Genomic DNA, 13,874 nt, shown 5'->3' on the forward strand with positions numbered 1-13,874 from the left:
GCGGCGGGCGCACCTAGACTCGATCGCCATGAGCAAGGTCCTCTCCGCCGTCGCCTGGCCGTACGCGAACGGTCCGCGCCATCTCGGCCACGTCGCCGGGTTCGGCGTCCCGTCCGACGTCTTCAGCCGGTACATGCGGATGGCCGGGCACGACGTGCTCATGGTCAGCGGGTCCGACGAGCACGGGACGCCGATCCTCGTGCTCGCCGACAAGGAGGGCGTCTCCCCGCAGGATCTCGTCGACCGCAATCACGCGCTCGTCGCCCACGAGCTCGCCGACCTCGGCTGCTCCTACGACCTCTACACGCGCACGACGACGGCCAACCACGCCGCGACGGTGCAGGCGATGTTCGAGCAGTGCCGGGCCAACGGGTACTTCATCGAGCAGGTGCAGAAGGTCGCTCTCGACCCGCGCACGGGCCGCACCCTGCCGGACCGGTACATCGAGGGGACGTGCCCGATCTGCGGGTACGAGGAGGCCCGCGGCGACCAGTGCGACAACTGCGGCAACCAGCTCGAGCCCGACGAGCTGAAGGACCCCCGGAGCAAGATCGACGGCGCGACGCCGCAGTTCGGCGAGACCCCTCACTTCTTCCTCGACCTGCCTGCCGTCGCCGGCGCCCTGCGCGCCTACCTCGAGGGCCGCGAGGCGACCGGCGCGTGGCGCCCGAACGTCATCCGGTTCAGCCTCAACATCCTCGACGACATCCGCCCGCGGGCGATGACCCGCGACATCGACTGGGGTGTCCCGCTCCCCGGCGAGCTGGGGCAGCAGTACCCCGGCAAGCGGTTCTACGTGTGGTTCGACGCCGTCATCGGCTACCTGTCGGCATCGATCGAGTGGGCCCGGCGGCTCGGTGACGACGAGCGCTGGCGCGAGTGGTGGAACGACCCGCAGGCCCTGTCGTACTACTTCATGGGGAAGGACAACATCACCTTCCACAGCCAGATCTGGCCGGCCGAGCTCCTCGCCTACGCGGGCCGCGGCGACCACGGCGGCACGCCGGGCGCGTTCGGCGAGCTCAACCTGCCGACCGAGGTCGTCAGCAGCGAGTTCCTCACGATGGAGGGGCAGCAGTTCTCCTCCAGCCGCGGGCGGGTCATCCCCGTGCGCCACGTCCTCGAGCGCTACGGCCCCGACCCGCTGCGGTACTTCATCTGCGCGGCCGGCCCGGAGAACCAGGACGCCGACTTCACGTGGGCCGACTTCGTGCAGCGGAACAACTCCGAGCTCGTCGCCGGCTGGGGCAACCTCGTCAACCGCACGGCGGCGATGGTCGCGAAGAACGTCGGCGAGATCCCCGCGCCGGTGGCCCTCGAGGCGATCGACGAGGCGGTGCTCGCCCGGGTGCAGGAGGCCTTCGACGAGGTCGGCGGCCTCATCGAGCGGCACCGGCAGAAGGCGGCCCTCGCAGCAGCCATGCGCGCGGTCGGCGAGGTGAACAAGTACGTCACCGACACCGAGCCGTTCCGCCTCAAGGGCGAGGACCAGCGCGACCGGCTGCTCACCGTCCTGCACACGCTCGTGCAGTGCGTGAGCGACCTCAACACGGTCCTCGCGCCGTTCCTCCCGCACGCGGCCAACCGGGTCCATGCCGTCCTCGGCGGGCAGGGTCAGCTCGTCCCGATGCCGCGCGTCGACGAGGTCACCGACCTCGACTCCGCCCGCCCCTACGAGGTCATCACCGGCGACTACTCCGCCACGCCCCGGTGGGAGCGCCGGCCGGTCGTGCCCGGCACGCCGATCGCCAAGCCGACGCCGGTCTTCGTCAAGCTCGACGACGCGGTCGTCGAGGAGGAGCTGACGCGCATGGCCGGGACGGCGGGCTGACCGCGCGATGAGCCCCCACGACCGCGCCCACGGCGCCGCACCGAGCGTCCCCGACCCGCTGCCGCTGCCGGTCGTCGACAACCACTGCCACCTCGACATCGTCCGGGACGACACCTCGGACGCCGTCGGACCCGGCGGGGCGCCCGGCGGCACCGGTGCGGCCACGTCGACCGAGCGGATCGCGGATGCCCTCGCGACGGCGGCCGGTGTCGGGGTCGACCGTGTCGTGCAGATCGGGTGCGAGCTGGAGTCGGCGCAGTTCACGGTCGCGGAGGTCGACCGGCACCCGGGGATGCTCGGCGGCGTCGCGATCCACCCGAACGAGGCGGCGACCCTCGGCGCGCGCGGCGAGCTCGCCGACGCCCTCGCCGAGATCGAGCGGCTCGTCGACCACCCCCGGGTGCGGGTCGTCGGGGAGACGGGGCTCGACTACTTCCGCACGGGGGAGGACGGCCGGGCCGCGCAGATCGAGAGCTTCCGGTGGCACATCGACCTCGCGAAGCGCACGGGCCTGGCCCTGCAGATCCACGACCGTGACGCCCACGACGACGTGCTGCGGATCCTCGACGAGGAGGGCGCGCCGGAGAAGACCGTCCTGCACTGCTTCTCCGGCGACATGGCCATGGCGCGGGAGTGCGTCGAGCGCGGCTACCACCTGTCGTTCTCCGGCACGGTGACCTTCAAGAGCGCGCAGGGCCTGCGCGACGCGCTCGCGGTGACGCCGCTGGAGAACCTCCTCGTCGAGACGGACGCCCCGTACCTCACCCCCACCCCGTGGCGCGGCTCGACGAACAGCCCGTACCTGGTCCCCCTCACCGTCCGGGCGATGGCCTCGACCCTCTCGACGGACGTGACGGCGTTGTGCCGCGCCCTGAGCGACAACGCGGAGCGCCTGTACGGGCCGTGGTGACGCGTCCGTGAGGTCCGTTACCAAAACTTGACCTTTGGTCACCCGTCGTTCATGGTGGACGGCAGTCCGCCGGGGTCCCCCCTGTCCCCGGGCCCCTGCACCACCCCTTGGAGCACCGTGAACCTCAAGCCCACCCCCCGACGTCTCGCCCAGGCCGGGGTCGCGGCCGCGCTGCTCGCCGGTGTCGGCGTCGGCGCCGCCACGGCCGAGAAGGACGTCACGGTCGACGTCGACGGCACGACCTCGACGACGCGCGCCTTCCGAGGCACCGTGCGGGACGTCCTCGCCAAGCAGGGCGTCGAGATCGGCGAGCACGACGTCGTCCAGCCGGGCCTCGACGAGGAGCTCAAGGACGGCCAGCGAATCGTCGTCCGGTACGCCCACCCGCTCACCGTCGTCGAGGACGGGAAGAAGCGGACCTACTGGACGACCGAGGACACCGTCGGCGAGGCGCTCGCCGCCCTCGGCATCCGTTCGGAGAACGCCGAGCTGTCGACCTCGCGTGGGGCCACGCTCGGTCGCCAGGGCCTCTCCGTCTCGCTCGTGACGCCGAAGAAGGTCCGCATCGCCATCGGCGAGCACCGGACGACGATCTGGACGACCGAGCGCACCCTCAAGGCCGCCCTCAAGGGCACGAAGCTCAAGGTCGACGGCGACGACCTCATCAAGCCCGGCCCGTGGACCCGCGTCTCGGACGGCATGAGCGCCCGGGTCGTGCGGGTGGAGACCAAGCGCGTGCCGACGACGCAGGCGCTGCCGTTCCGCACGACGGTCCGTCAGTCCGACGCCCTCTACGTCGGGCAGAGCAGGGTGCTGCGCGAGGGCGAGGCCGGGGCCCGTCGGGTCACGTACGCGGTGACGACGCACGACGGCACGGTCGTCGCCCGCCGGGTCGTCGGCTCCCGCGTCCTCTCCGGCGCGACGTCGAAGATCGTCGTCACCGGGACGAAGGCCAAGCCCGCCCCGAAGCCCGCGCCCCCCTCCCCCTCGGCGCAGATGAAAGGCTTTTCCCCGCCCCGTGCGCCGCCCCCCGGGCTCGAGGGGGCCCCGTGGCCGTCTGCGGTCTTTTCCTCTTCGCGCCTTACGGACGGCCCTCACGCGCCGCGCGCCCGGCTGGNTCGACGCCCACCCCCAGCCCGGCCCCGGCCCCCAAGCCCTCGGCGGGATCGGCCTCGGGTGCCGGCATCAACACCGCGAACGCCGCGATGTGGGACCGCATCGCCCAGTGCGAGTCGACCGGCAACTGGTCGATCAACACCGGTAACGGGTACTACGGTGGCCTGCAGTTCGACATCCCGAGCTGGCTGGCCAACGGCGGCGACGACTTCGCACCGCGCCCTGACCTCGCCAGCCGCGAGGAGCAGATCACCGTGGCCAACCGCTACTACGCCAAGGCCGGTCTGCGGCCGTGGGGCTGCGCCCACGCCGCGTGATGGCACCCTTGCGTCCGTGACGGACGAGCAGCACCCGGGGAGCCCGGCACCCACCGACCAGGGTGCCGGGCTCCTCGGCGCGTCCCACCTCCGGGAGATCGCCGCCCGGCTCGGCATCCGCCCGACGAAGCAGTGGGGGCAGAACTTCGTCGTCGACGCGAACACCGTCCGACGGATCGTCCGCACCGCAGAGGTCGGCGAGGCCGACACGGTCGTCGAGGTCGGTCCGGGGCTCGGCTCGCTCACCCTCGCGATCCTCGAGAAGGCCGGGCACGTCGTCGCCGTCGAGGTCGACCCGGTCCTCGCCGCCGAGCTCCCCGCGACGGTCGAGGCCATGTCGCCCGGTGCGGGGGAGCGGCTCGACGTCGTCCACGCCGACGCGCTGCGGGTGACCGACCTGCCGGGACCTGCGCCGACCGCGCTCGTCGCGAACCTCCCGTACAACGTCTCGGTGCCGGTCGTCCTGTCGTTCCTCGAGCGGTTCCCCTCCCTCGAGCGCGTGCTCGTCATGGTCCAGCTCGAGGTCGCCGAGCGCCTCGCGGCGAGCCCGGGTTCGAAGGTGTACGGCGTCCCCAGCGTCAAGGCGGCGTGGTACGGCGAGGTGACGCTCGCCGGCACGGTTCCCCGCTCGATCTTCTGGCCGGTCCCCAACGTCGACTCCGGGCTCGTCCGACTCGTCCGCCGCGAGCCGCCGCAGACCTCCGCCCGCCGCGAGGACGTCTTCTCGTGCATCGACGCGGCGTTCGCCCAGCGCCGCAAGACCCTCCGGGCGGCGCTGTCCGGCTGGGCGGGGTCCGCCCCCGAGGCCGAGCGATGCCTCCTCGCCGCCGGGATCGACCCGCGCACGCGCGGCGAGCAGCTGGGGATCGAGGAGTTCGCGGCGATCGCCGCCGCCCGCGCCGCGGGCTGACCGCCCATCGGGACCATCGCGCGAACGGGTGTACCGACGGCGCGGTGTGACTAGGGTGGCGCCGTGACCTCGGCACTCCTGAGCCCCCCCTCGGTGACGGCGCGGGTCCCGGCGAAGGTCAACCTCGAGCTCCTCGTCGGGCCGGTGCGCGACGACGGCTTCCACACCCTCTCGACCGTGTACCAGGCGGTCTCGCTCCACGACACCGTGACGGTCCGCCCGGCGCAGGAGTGGGAGGTCGCGGTCCACGGCACGTTCGCCGACGGCGTCCCGACGACCGCGGACAACCTCGCGCTGCGCGCCGCGACCCTCCTGGCCGAGGCGGCCGACGTCGTCGAGCCGGTCCACGTGACGATCCGCAAGGAGATCCCCGTCGCGGGCGGGATGGCCGGCGGCTCGGCGGACGCGGCGGCGACGCTCGTCGCGTGCGAGCACCTGTGGGACCTCGGCATGACGAAGGACGCCCTGTGCGACATCGCTGCCGAGCTCGGCAGCGACGTCCCCTTCCTGCTCCACGGCGGCACGGCGGTCGGCTCGGGTCGGGGGGAGATCGTCACCCCGGCGCTGGCGCGCGGGACCTTCCACTGGGTCTTCGTCCCCTCGACGGGCACGGGCCTGTCCACCCCGGCGGTCTACGGCGAGCACGACCGGATCGTCGCCCGCCGCGGGCTGACCCCCGACCCGGACCCGACGCCCAACCCCGCCATGATGAGCGCCCTCCTCGGCGGGGACGCCGAGGCGCTCGCGGCCGTGCTCCACAACGACCTGCAGGACGCGGCGGTCGCGCTGCGCCCCGACCTCGGCGACCTCATCGACGCCGGGATGGGGTTCGGCGCGCTGGGTGGCCTCGTCTCCGGCTCGGGCCCGACGGTCGCCTTCCTCTGCGCCGACGCCGAGGCCGCGATCGACCTCGCCGTGTCCTTCACCGCCTCCGGCACGGCGACGAACGTCGTCCGCGCGACCGGCCCCGTCGCGGGCGCGCAGGTCGTCCCCACCTCCCGCGCCTGACGGGCCGCACGCCGACGTCGTCGGACCGGCCTGCTACAACCTCCGGGTGGCCAACCTCATCTCCGTCGAACGCGCGAGTGTCACCCTCGGCACCGCTGCCGTCCTCGACGAGGTCTACCTCGGGGTCGGGACCGGGGCACGGATCGGGGTCGTCGGCCGCAACGGCGGGGGCAAGTCGACGCTGCTCAAGGTCCTCTCCGGCGCCCTGACGCCCGACTCCGGGCGGGTGACCCGCGCGGGCGCGGCGAGCCTGGACCAGGTCGTCCAGACCGACACGCTCGACCCGGAGGCGACGGTGCGGGCCGCGGTGCTCGGGGACCTGCCCGAGCACGTGTGGGCCGGCGACCCGCGGATCCGGGACGTCCTCGACGGCCTCCTCGGCGGGATCGACGCCCCGAACGTCGGCGGCTGGGACGCGCTCGTGCGCGGCTCGTCCGGCGGCGAGCGGAGACGGATGGCCCTGGCCCGGGCGCTCGTCGCCGACCCCGACGTCCTCCTCCTCGACGAGCCGACGAACCACCTCGACGTCGAGGGGGTGGCCTGGCTCGCCGACCACCTCGTGCGGCACCGGGCGCGCGGGGGTCAGGCGAGCAACGCCCTCGTCGTCGTCACCCACGACCGGTGGTTCCTCGACGCGGTCGCGACGCTGACGTGGGAGGTGGTCGACGGGCGGGTCGAGCAGTACGAGGGCGGGTACGCCGCTTATGTCTTGGCCAAGGCCGAGCGCGAACGCGTCGCGAGGGTCACCGCCGAGCGCCGCGACAACCTGCTGCGGAAGGAGCTCGCATGGCTGCGGCGCGGGGCGCCGGCGCGCACGAGCAAGCCGAAGTTCCGCATCGAGGCGGCGAACGCGCTCATCGAGAACGAGCCCCCGCCGCGGGACGAGGTCGAGCTCGTCCGGTTCGCGACGACCCGCCTGGGCAAGGACGTCATCGACGTCATCGACGGCTCGCTCGTCGTCCCGCCGTCACCGACCGACGTCGGGGCGGGTCGCTCCGGGCGGGTCCTGCTCGACCACGTGACGTGGCGGCTCGCGCCGGGGGAGCGGGTCGGGATCGTCGGGGTCAACGGGGCGGGGAAGTCGACGCTGCTGTCGGTCGTCGCCGGCCGGACACCGCTCACCTCTGGCAAGCGCAAGGAGGGCATCACCGTCGAGATCGGGTACCTCACCCAGGAGGTCCGCGAGCTCGAGGCCCTCGCCGAGCGGCGGGTCGTCGACGCGGTCGAGGAGGTCCGGGCGACGACGGTGCTCGGGGGCAAGGAGGTCTCGGCCTCGCAGCTGGCCAAGCGGCTGGGGTTCTCCGGCGGGCGGCAGCAGACCCGCGTCGGTGACCTGTCCGGCGGCGAGCGGCGCCGGCTGCAGATGCTGCGCATCCTCATGGCTGAGCCGAACGTCCTGCTCCTCGACGAGCCGACGAACGACCTCGACATCGAGACGCTCACCCAGCTCGAGGACGTCCTCGACGGCTGGGCCGGGACGCTGCTCGTCGTCAGCCACGACCGGTATCTCCTCGAGCGGCTCACCGACCGGCAGGTCGCCCTGCTCGGCGACGGGCGGGTGCGGGAGATGCCAGGCGGCGTCGAGCAGTACCTCGAGCTGCGGGCTGCGGCCGACGCGGCGCGCTCGGAGCCGGGCTCGACGGAGGGCGCGGTGCGTGCCGACGGCGGCTCCGTGCCGGCGGATGCCACCGCGGCCGGCCCGAGCGCGGCCGAGGTGCGCGAGGCCCGCAAGGCGCTCTCCCGGGTGGAGAAGCAGCTGTCCCGGCTGGCCGATCGCGAGGAGCGGATCCACCACCAGATGGCCGACGCCGCGAGCGACCACGCGAAGGCGCTTGAGCTCAACGGGCAGCTGCGCGAGATCGTCGACGAGCGGGAGGGTCTGGAGCTGGAGTGGCTGGAGGCGGCAGAGGTGCTCGAGGGGTCCTGAGCGGACGGCGCCTGGGCCGACGGTGATCGGGCGGATGGCGCCCGGCGGATGCTGCCCAGGCGGACGGGCTCAGGCCTCGAGGCGGGTGAGCACCGCGCGCAGCCCGTCGACGAGCTCGGCGCGCGTGCGCTCGGGCAGGTCGGCGACCAGCGTCCGCTCGGCGGCGACGAGATCGATCATGGCGGCGTCGACCGCCCGCGACCCGGCGGGGGTGAGCCGGACGAGGATCCCGCGCCGGTCGTTCGGCGAGGGGTGCCGCTCGACGAGCCCACGTCCCAGGAGCCGGTCGACCCGGGTCGTCATCGTCCCCGAGGTCACCATCGTCACGCGCACGAGCTCGCCGGGGGAGAGCTCGTAGGGGTCGCCGGCGCGACGGAGGGCGGCGAGGACGTCGAACTCCCACGTGTCCAGCCCGTGGGCCGCGAAGGCCGTGGACCGTACCCGGTCGAGCCGGCGGGCGATTCGGGAGACGCGGGAGAGGACCTCGAGCGGGGCGAGGTCCAGGTCTGGACGCTCGCGTGCCCATGCTGCGACGATCGCGTCGACGTCGTCGACGGGCAGACCGCCACCCCCGGTCCCGCCGCGCGCGTCAGGAGTGGCCACGGGTCCACGATAACCCGACCTGGTCGCCGTCAAACATCTTGACATCAAGACGATCTGCGCGATCCTGCTGGCAGGACGACGCGAGCGAGGTGGAAATCGATGACGACCTGGGACCCGACGCAGTACGCGCGCTTCTCCGGTGAACGGACCCGGCCCTGGCACGACCTCCTCGCCCAGGTCGGCGCCCGCGACCCTCGGCTCGTCGTCGACCTCGGGTGCGGCAACGGGCCGGCGACCCTCGAGCTGGCGCAGCGGTGGCCGGACGCGCGGGTCGTCGGGGTCGACAGCTCCCCGGAGATGCTCGCCGCGGCACGCGAGGCCGACGCTGCTGGTCGCGTGGAGTGGGTGGAGGCCGACCTGCGGGACTGGGACATGGCCTCGCTCGGGGCTGCGCCGGACGTGGCCCTGACGAACGCCGCGCTCCAGTGGGTCCCCGGCCACCTGTCGATCCTGCCGCGGTGGGTGGACGGGATCGCCCCCGGCGGCTGGTTCGGCATGCAGGTGCCCGGCAACTTCGACTCGCCGACCCATGCCCTCATGCGCGAGACGGCGGTCGCCCACCCGCGGCGAGCCCAGCTCGAGGCAGCGGCGAAGCGGCTCGGGGCGGGAGACCCGGCCACCTACCTCCAGCTGCTGTCGGCGCCGGACCGCCTCGTCAGCGCGTGGGAGACGACGTACCTGCACGTCCTGGACCGCGAGGGCGAGCAGGACAACCCCGTCCTCGAGTGGGTGCGCGGCACGGGGCTGCGGCCGGTGCTCGAGATCCTCACGGACGAGGCCGAGCGCGACGCGTTCCTCGCGGACTACGGCGCGCGGCTCAAGGCGGCCTACCCCCGCACGGGCGCCGGGGTCATCCTCCCGTTCCGGCGGGTGTTCACCGTCGTGCACGTCCCCGGGACGGGCGTGTGACCGTCGTCGGCATCCACCACGTGCAGATCGCCTGCCCGCCCGGTGCCGAGGACGCGCTGCGCGGGTTCTACGTCGGCGTGCTCGGGCTGGTCGAGAAGCCCAAGCCGCCGGTGATGGCCGCCCGGGGCGGGGCGTGGTTCGTCGCCGGGGCGCAGGAGCTGCACGTCGGAGCGGAGGAGCCCTTCGTGCCCGCCCGCAAGGCGCACCCCTGCCTGCTCGTCGACGACGTGGGCGCGGTCGCCGCTGCGGTCGAGGCGGGTGGTGCGCCCGTCCGGTGGAACGAGGAGATGGCGGGGGTACGGCGGTTCCACACCGACGATCCCGTCGGCAACCGCGTCGAGATCCAGCAGGCCTGACACGCTGCGGAGCGCGGTCAGTCGCGCGCCGGGTCGGACTGCTCGGGATCGAGGTGCTCGGTCTCGATGGTGGGTGCCGGGTCGAGGGCGGTGAGGCCGTTCCACGCGAGGTTGACCAGGTGCGCGGCGACCTCGTCCTTCTGCATCGTCGGGTGGCCCAACCACCACTGGCCGGTGAGGGAGACCATCCCGACGAGCGCCTGGGCGTAGAGCGGGGCGGCCTTCGGGTCGAGGGCCTTGCGGGTGAACGCCGCGACCATGATGTGCTCGACCTGCGTCGTCACGTCGCTGACGAGGTTGGCGAGCGTGCCGCTGTCGGCGCCGGGCGGGGAGTCACGCATGAGGATGCGGAAGCCGTCCGTGGAGCCCTCGATGTAGTCGAGCATCGCGATCGCCGCGCGTTCGATGATCTGCCGTGAGCTGCCCGGCGCCGTGAGCGCCGTCTCGAGGCCGTGCGCCAGGCTGGCGATCTCCCGGTCGACGATGACCGCGTACAGCCCCTCCTTGCCACCGAAGTGCTCGTAGACGAGGGGTTTGCTCACGGCCGCCACCTGCGCGATCTCCTCTACGCTCGTCCCCTCGACCCCCCGCTCGGCGAACAGTCGCCGCCCCACGTCGATCAGCTGCTCCCGGCGTTGCTGCCCCGTCATCCGGGCCCGGGAGGTCTTCTTCAGGGAGCGTGCCGTCTTTGTCACGCCCCCATCCTTCCAGCGGGTCAGCCCCAGCTCGCCGCGTCCGTGAGGCAGAACGCATGGCCAGCCGGGTCGAGCAGAACCCGCCACGAGTCGCCGGGCTGCGGCTCGGCGAGCGTCGCGCCGAGCTCCAGGGCGTGCTGCTCGGCCGCAGGGATGTCCTCGGCGGCGAGGTCGAGGTGGAACTGCTTGGAGCCGTTCTCGTTCGGCCATGCCGGGGGCTCGTACCCCTCGACGCGACCGAACCCGAGGGTCATGCCCTCGCTGGACACCATGGCGTACTCGTCCTGCTCGACGGCGATCTCCCCGCCGAGGAGCTCGGCCCAGAAGCGGGCCTCGGCGCGCGGGTCGGCGCAGTCGATCGTGACCATGGCGATGCGGGTGTTCTGCAGAGTCGTCATGCCGTCAGCCTCGTACGCTCCAGCGCGTGGGGTCTTGGACGAAGGCGACACCTGCGCGGACACCGCCCGGGGTGATCCTCCGCCAGAGCGAGCTCGACACGGCGGTCGAGCGCTGCACCGCCGAGCCGACCGCGGTGCTCCTCGACGCCGTCGAGCGCTACTGGTCGCTGCGGTGGGACCTGCCGGGGGAGGTCGTCGTGCCCGGCTCGCTCGTGCCCGACCACGCGACGAACCTCACGTGGGAGGAGGGCGCCGGCCGGGGGCACGACGGCGCGGTCGTCACGGGTCCGAGCACGCGGCGGTTCGACGCCCGGCTGACCGGCCGGGGACGCGTCGTCGGGGTCAAGCTGCGGACCGGGGTGCTGTCCCAGGCGTGCGGCATTGCGGCGGCCGACCTGACGGACCGGACGGTTCCTGCGGACGACCTCCTGCCGCCCGGCCTCGTCGACGCCTTCCGGGAGGCGGCGACGCAGCCCGCGGCGCATCAGGTCGTCGCTCTGGACGAGGTGCTGGCGTCGCTCGCGGATCTCGCAGGACCGCCGTCCGAGGGCGTCCTGCTCGCGAGGCGGGCGCTCGAGCAGGTTCGGTCGTCGGAGGTCGTGCGCGTCGAGCAGCTCGCCGGGCACCTGGCGGTCTCGGCGCGGACGCTGCAGCGGGTGTTCCGCGAGCACGTGGGGATCGGACCGAAGCAGGTGATCGCCCGGCTGCGGCTGCGCGACGTCGTCACCGCGCTCGAGGCGGGGACGGACGAGCCGCTCGCCGACCTCGCCGCGCGTCTCGGGTTCTTCGACCAGGCCCATCTCGCGCGGGAGTTCACCGCGTTCGTCGGCGTGCCCCCGAGCCGGTACGCGCGCGGCGCCGAACTCGACGGTTGACCGGGGCTCTACGCTGGAGCGGCCCCGAACGGGGCGATCCCCGGTTGGTCTGCCGGCAGGGCCCGCCTGACTTTGAATCAGGATCAGCGACGTAGGTTCGACTCCTACCCGGGGAGCAGACCGCGGCGCACTGCCGCAGGTCAGACGCGGCAAGGCCCGCCCCTACTTCCGATAGGGGCGGGCCCGGTCTTCACCCGCCTCGCCCGCGGGCTGTTCGTCGCGCTGCGGGACCGCTCGCACTCGCTGCCGGACGATGACGAGACACGCGCCGAGTTCCTGGCGACGCGGATGGTCGAGACCGGCCCGGGCACGGTGAAACTCGCGAACCTGCCGGGGACGCACGACGACATCGTGACCGCGGTCGGGATGGTGGTCGCCGACCTCGCCGGGCGCTCGGAACCCGGGCCGGGGACGGTCACGAACCCAGCGGATTCGGCCGTGCGCATCGCGCGGACGGCCCGGGGTCTCGGACCTCGGGCGGCGATGGGCGGCCACCCTCTCGGCGTCACGCGTGACGGGCTGCGCGGCGCGAGCCGCAACGGCTCTCGCGGCACCGCGGCGATCCTCGTCCCCGGGAGCGCCAATGAGCCGGGCCGCCGCTCCGGCCCCCGCGCCGCTGAACGTCATCAAAGGCGCGGGCGCACCATCGGCGGCTCGAGCCATGTCCTCGGCAACCCCCCGGTCGCCGACGCCGCCGGCTGACCGCCGCCGCCCGCGTCGCGGTGCTACCCGACGCGGGCGGTCGTGGTCACTCCGTCCGCGAGCCGAGCACGGCGTAGGAGTCGCGGTAGCCCGCCGTCGTTCTGGCCAGCTGGCGGTTGTAGTTCCAGCCGGTGCCGTACGCGCGGCTGGTGGTCGTCAGTGCCACCGCGAAGTTTCGTCCGCCGCTGATCTCCGCGACCGCGAGGCGCTTCGGCCACCACCTCGCCTGGACCAGGGAGCGGGCCGGGCCGCTGGCCGGCCGACCGAGCTGGCCGTAATGGTTCGTCCCGGTCCCGTAGAGACGAGTCCTTGTCGCGACGAGGGTGGCGTCCCCGTCGACATAGGCGATCCTTCGGGCCGCTGCGTCGGACGAGGGAAGGCTCAGCCGCTTCCACCCGTCGTACCAGGTGGCGGAGCCGGTGAGCTGGCCGGTGTCGTTCGACCCCGTCCCGTAGACCCGGCCGTCGGTGGTTCGGACGACCAGACCGCAGTCCGTCGCGGCCAGCTGGGCCGGCTTGCGGCCCCCTGGCAGTGCCTTGAGCGCACGCCAGCGCGTCACCCACGCGTACTCGGTGCTCGTCGACTGGAGGCACCGACGCATCCCGAGGCCGTAGATCCGCCCCGTGCTCGTGCGGACGTAGGAGCCGTGGTCGTTGACGGACACCTCGCGCGCGGAGCCCGAGGGTAGCGCGGCCAGCCGGTGGAAGCCCTGACCGTCGGGGACCTCGGGGGTGTCCCCCGCACCGTAGACGCGACCGTCGGAGCCGACGACGAGGGTGAGGTCGTAGCGACCGCTGAGGCTGAGCGGCGTACCCGTGGGCAGGCCGGTGACGGGCGTCAGCGAGGTCTTGTCGCCTCCGGTGACGCCGAGCTGGTTCCAGTAGTTGTTGCCTGCCGCGCGCAGCCGCCCGCCGGCGTACACGAAGCTGCCCCGGTCGGCTGCCCACACGCGCGTCGCAGGGACGCCGGAGCGCTGGCCGGCGAGCTTGCGCCAGTAGGGGTTCCGCCACGCGTCCGGCAGCGTGGGGTCGCCGGTGAGCTGTGCCTGGGTGTTGTCCCCGACGCCCCACACGGTGCCGTCGCTGCGCAGCACGAGCGTGTGGTTCATGCCCGCCGCGACGGCTCGGACGGTGGTCACCGACTCGGCGTTCGCATCGAGCGTCCCTCCCTGCGTCGTCGGTGCCCCGTGGGCGAAGGTCGCGGTCCCCAGCACGGTGGCCAGGGTGGCTCCGGCTGCGCCCATCCGGTGTCGGAGGTGTCTCATGTCCTGCTCCTCTCGTCGGCCGCCCCCGCGGCGGTCACCTGAGCCTGGACGGC

13 protein-coding genes, 1 tRNA gene and 2 pseudogenes are annotated in these 13,874 nt (G+C 73.4%); 12 read left to right on the plus strand and 4 right to left on the minus strand.

The genetic code is table 11. The features are described from left to right. Positions 1 to 28 precede the first annotated feature (28 nt). From metG to DAA34_RS05435, 7 genes and pseudogenes are all read left to right on the plus strand, one after another. Entirely contained in the window at positions 29 to 1,831 is a 1,803-nt protein-coding gene (gene metG / locus DAA34_RS05400; protein ID WP_106817939.1) for a methionine--tRNA ligase, read from the plus strand. Between the two features lie 7 nt (positions 1,832 to 1,838). Next, positions 1,839 to 2,741 (plus strand): TatD family hydrolase, encoded by a 903-nt coding sequence (locus DAA34_RS05405; RefSeq protein ID WP_106817940.1) that lies wholly within the window; start codon positions 1,839 to 1,841, stop codon positions 2,739 to 2,741. A gap of 51 nt (positions 2,742 to 2,792) precedes the next feature. After that, positions 2,793 to 3,680 (plus strand): annotated as a pseudogene (locus DAA34_RS12445) (ubiquitin-like domain-containing protein); the annotation flags it as partial. Positions 3,681 to 3,871: 191 nt separating this feature from the next. After that, positions 3,872 to 4,174: pseudogene (locus DAA34_RS12660) on the plus strand (transglycosylase family protein); the annotation flags it as partial. Positions 4,175 to 4,190: 16 nt separating this feature from the next. Then, positions 4,191 to 5,084 carry a 16S rRNA (adenine(1518)-N(6)/adenine(1519)-N(6))-dimethyltransferase RsmA gene (rsmA, locus tag DAA34_RS05425; RefSeq protein WP_106819839.1) on the plus strand — a complete coding sequence of 298 codons (894 nt, stop codon included), beginning with the start codon at positions 4,191 to 4,193 and terminating at the stop codon, positions 5,082 to 5,084. A gap of 63 nt (positions 5,085 to 5,147) precedes the next feature. After that, positions 5,148 to 6,092, plus strand: coding sequence for a 4-(cytidine 5'-diphospho)-2-C-methyl-D-erythritol kinase (locus DAA34_RS05430; protein ID WP_106817941.1), 945 nt, complete (start codon positions 5,148 to 5,150; stop codon positions 6,090 to 6,092). Positions 6,093 to 6,138: 46 nt separating this feature from the next. After that, on the plus strand, positions 6,139 to 8,019 hold the full coding sequence (locus DAA34_RS05435; protein ID WP_106817942.1) for an ABC-F family ATP-binding cassette domain-containing protein: 1,881 nt from the start codon (positions 6,139 to 6,141) through the stop codon (positions 8,017 to 8,019). A gap of 69 nt (positions 8,020 to 8,088) precedes the next feature. Here the strand turns inward: DAA34_RS05435 and DAA34_RS05440 are convergent, their stop codons facing one another. After that, entirely contained in the window at positions 8,089 to 8,622 is a 534-nt protein-coding gene (locus DAA34_RS05440; protein WP_325027421.1) for a MarR family winged helix-turn-helix transcriptional regulator, read from the minus strand. A gap of 99 nt (positions 8,623 to 8,721) precedes the next feature. On the opposite strand from DAA34_RS05440, the gene DAA34_RS05445 reads away from it, so the two are divergent. Continuing rightward, positions 8,722 to 9,531: a methyltransferase domain-containing protein gene (locus tag DAA34_RS05445; protein WP_106817944.1), complete on the plus strand. Its 810-nt coding sequence runs from the start codon at positions 8,722 to 8,724 to the stop codon at positions 9,529 to 9,531. Then, positions 9,528 to 9,887 carry a VOC family protein gene (locus DAA34_RS05450; RefSeq protein WP_106817945.1) on the plus strand — a complete coding sequence of 120 codons (360 nt, stop codon included), beginning with the start codon at positions 9,528 to 9,530 and terminating at the stop codon, positions 9,885 to 9,887. Before DAA34_RS05445 ends, DAA34_RS05450 begins: the two co-directional genes overlap by 4 nt. Before the next feature lie 17 nt (positions 9,888 to 9,904). Here the strand turns inward: DAA34_RS05450 and DAA34_RS05455 are convergent, their stop codons facing one another. Next, a complete protein-coding gene (locus tag DAA34_RS05455) occupies positions 9,905 to 10,537 on the minus strand; it encodes a TetR/AcrR family transcriptional regulator (RefSeq protein ID WP_106819841.1) in 633 nt (210 codons plus the stop codon). Between the two features lie 65 nt (positions 10,538 to 10,602). Next, positions 10,603 to 10,980 carry a VOC family protein gene (locus DAA34_RS05460; RefSeq protein ID WP_106817946.1) on the minus strand — a complete coding sequence of 126 codons (378 nt, stop codon included), beginning with the start codon at positions 10,978 to 10,980 and terminating at the stop codon, positions 10,603 to 10,605. Between the two features lie 71 nt (positions 10,981 to 11,051). On the opposite strand from DAA34_RS05460, the gene DAA34_RS05465 reads away from it, so the two are divergent. The 3 genes from DAA34_RS05465 (at position 11,052) to DAA34_RS05475 (ending at position 12,557) form a co-directional block, all read left to right on the plus strand. Next, a complete protein-coding gene (locus DAA34_RS05465) occupies positions 11,052 to 11,855 on the plus strand; it encodes a helix-turn-helix domain-containing protein (RefSeq protein ID WP_158707628.1) in 804 nt (267 codons plus the stop codon). 37 nt (positions 11,856 to 11,892) lie between these two features. Beyond that, positions 11,893 to 11,971: transfer RNA gene (locus DAA34_RS05470), tRNA-Gln, on the plus strand. A gap of 172 nt (positions 11,972 to 12,143) precedes the next feature. Beyond that, complete coding sequence (locus tag DAA34_RS05475) at positions 12,144 to 12,557, plus strand: hypothetical protein (RefSeq protein ID WP_106817948.1); 414 nt, start codon at positions 12,144 to 12,146, stop codon at positions 12,555 to 12,557. Between the two features lie 46 nt (positions 12,558 to 12,603). Here the strand turns inward: DAA34_RS05475 and DAA34_RS05480 are convergent, their stop codons facing one another. Continuing rightward, complete coding sequence (locus DAA34_RS05480; protein ID WP_106817949.1) at positions 12,604 to 13,821, minus strand: RCC1 domain-containing protein; 1,218 nt, start codon at positions 13,819 to 13,821, stop codon at positions 12,604 to 12,606. Between the last annotated feature and the right edge of the window lie 53 nt (positions 13,822 to 13,874).

The sequence above is a fragment of the Janibacter massiliensis genome (assembly GCF_900289115.1).
GTDB classification, from domain to species: domain Bacteria; phylum Actinomycetota; class Actinomycetes; order Actinomycetales; family Dermatophilaceae; genus Janibacter_A; species Janibacter_A massiliensis.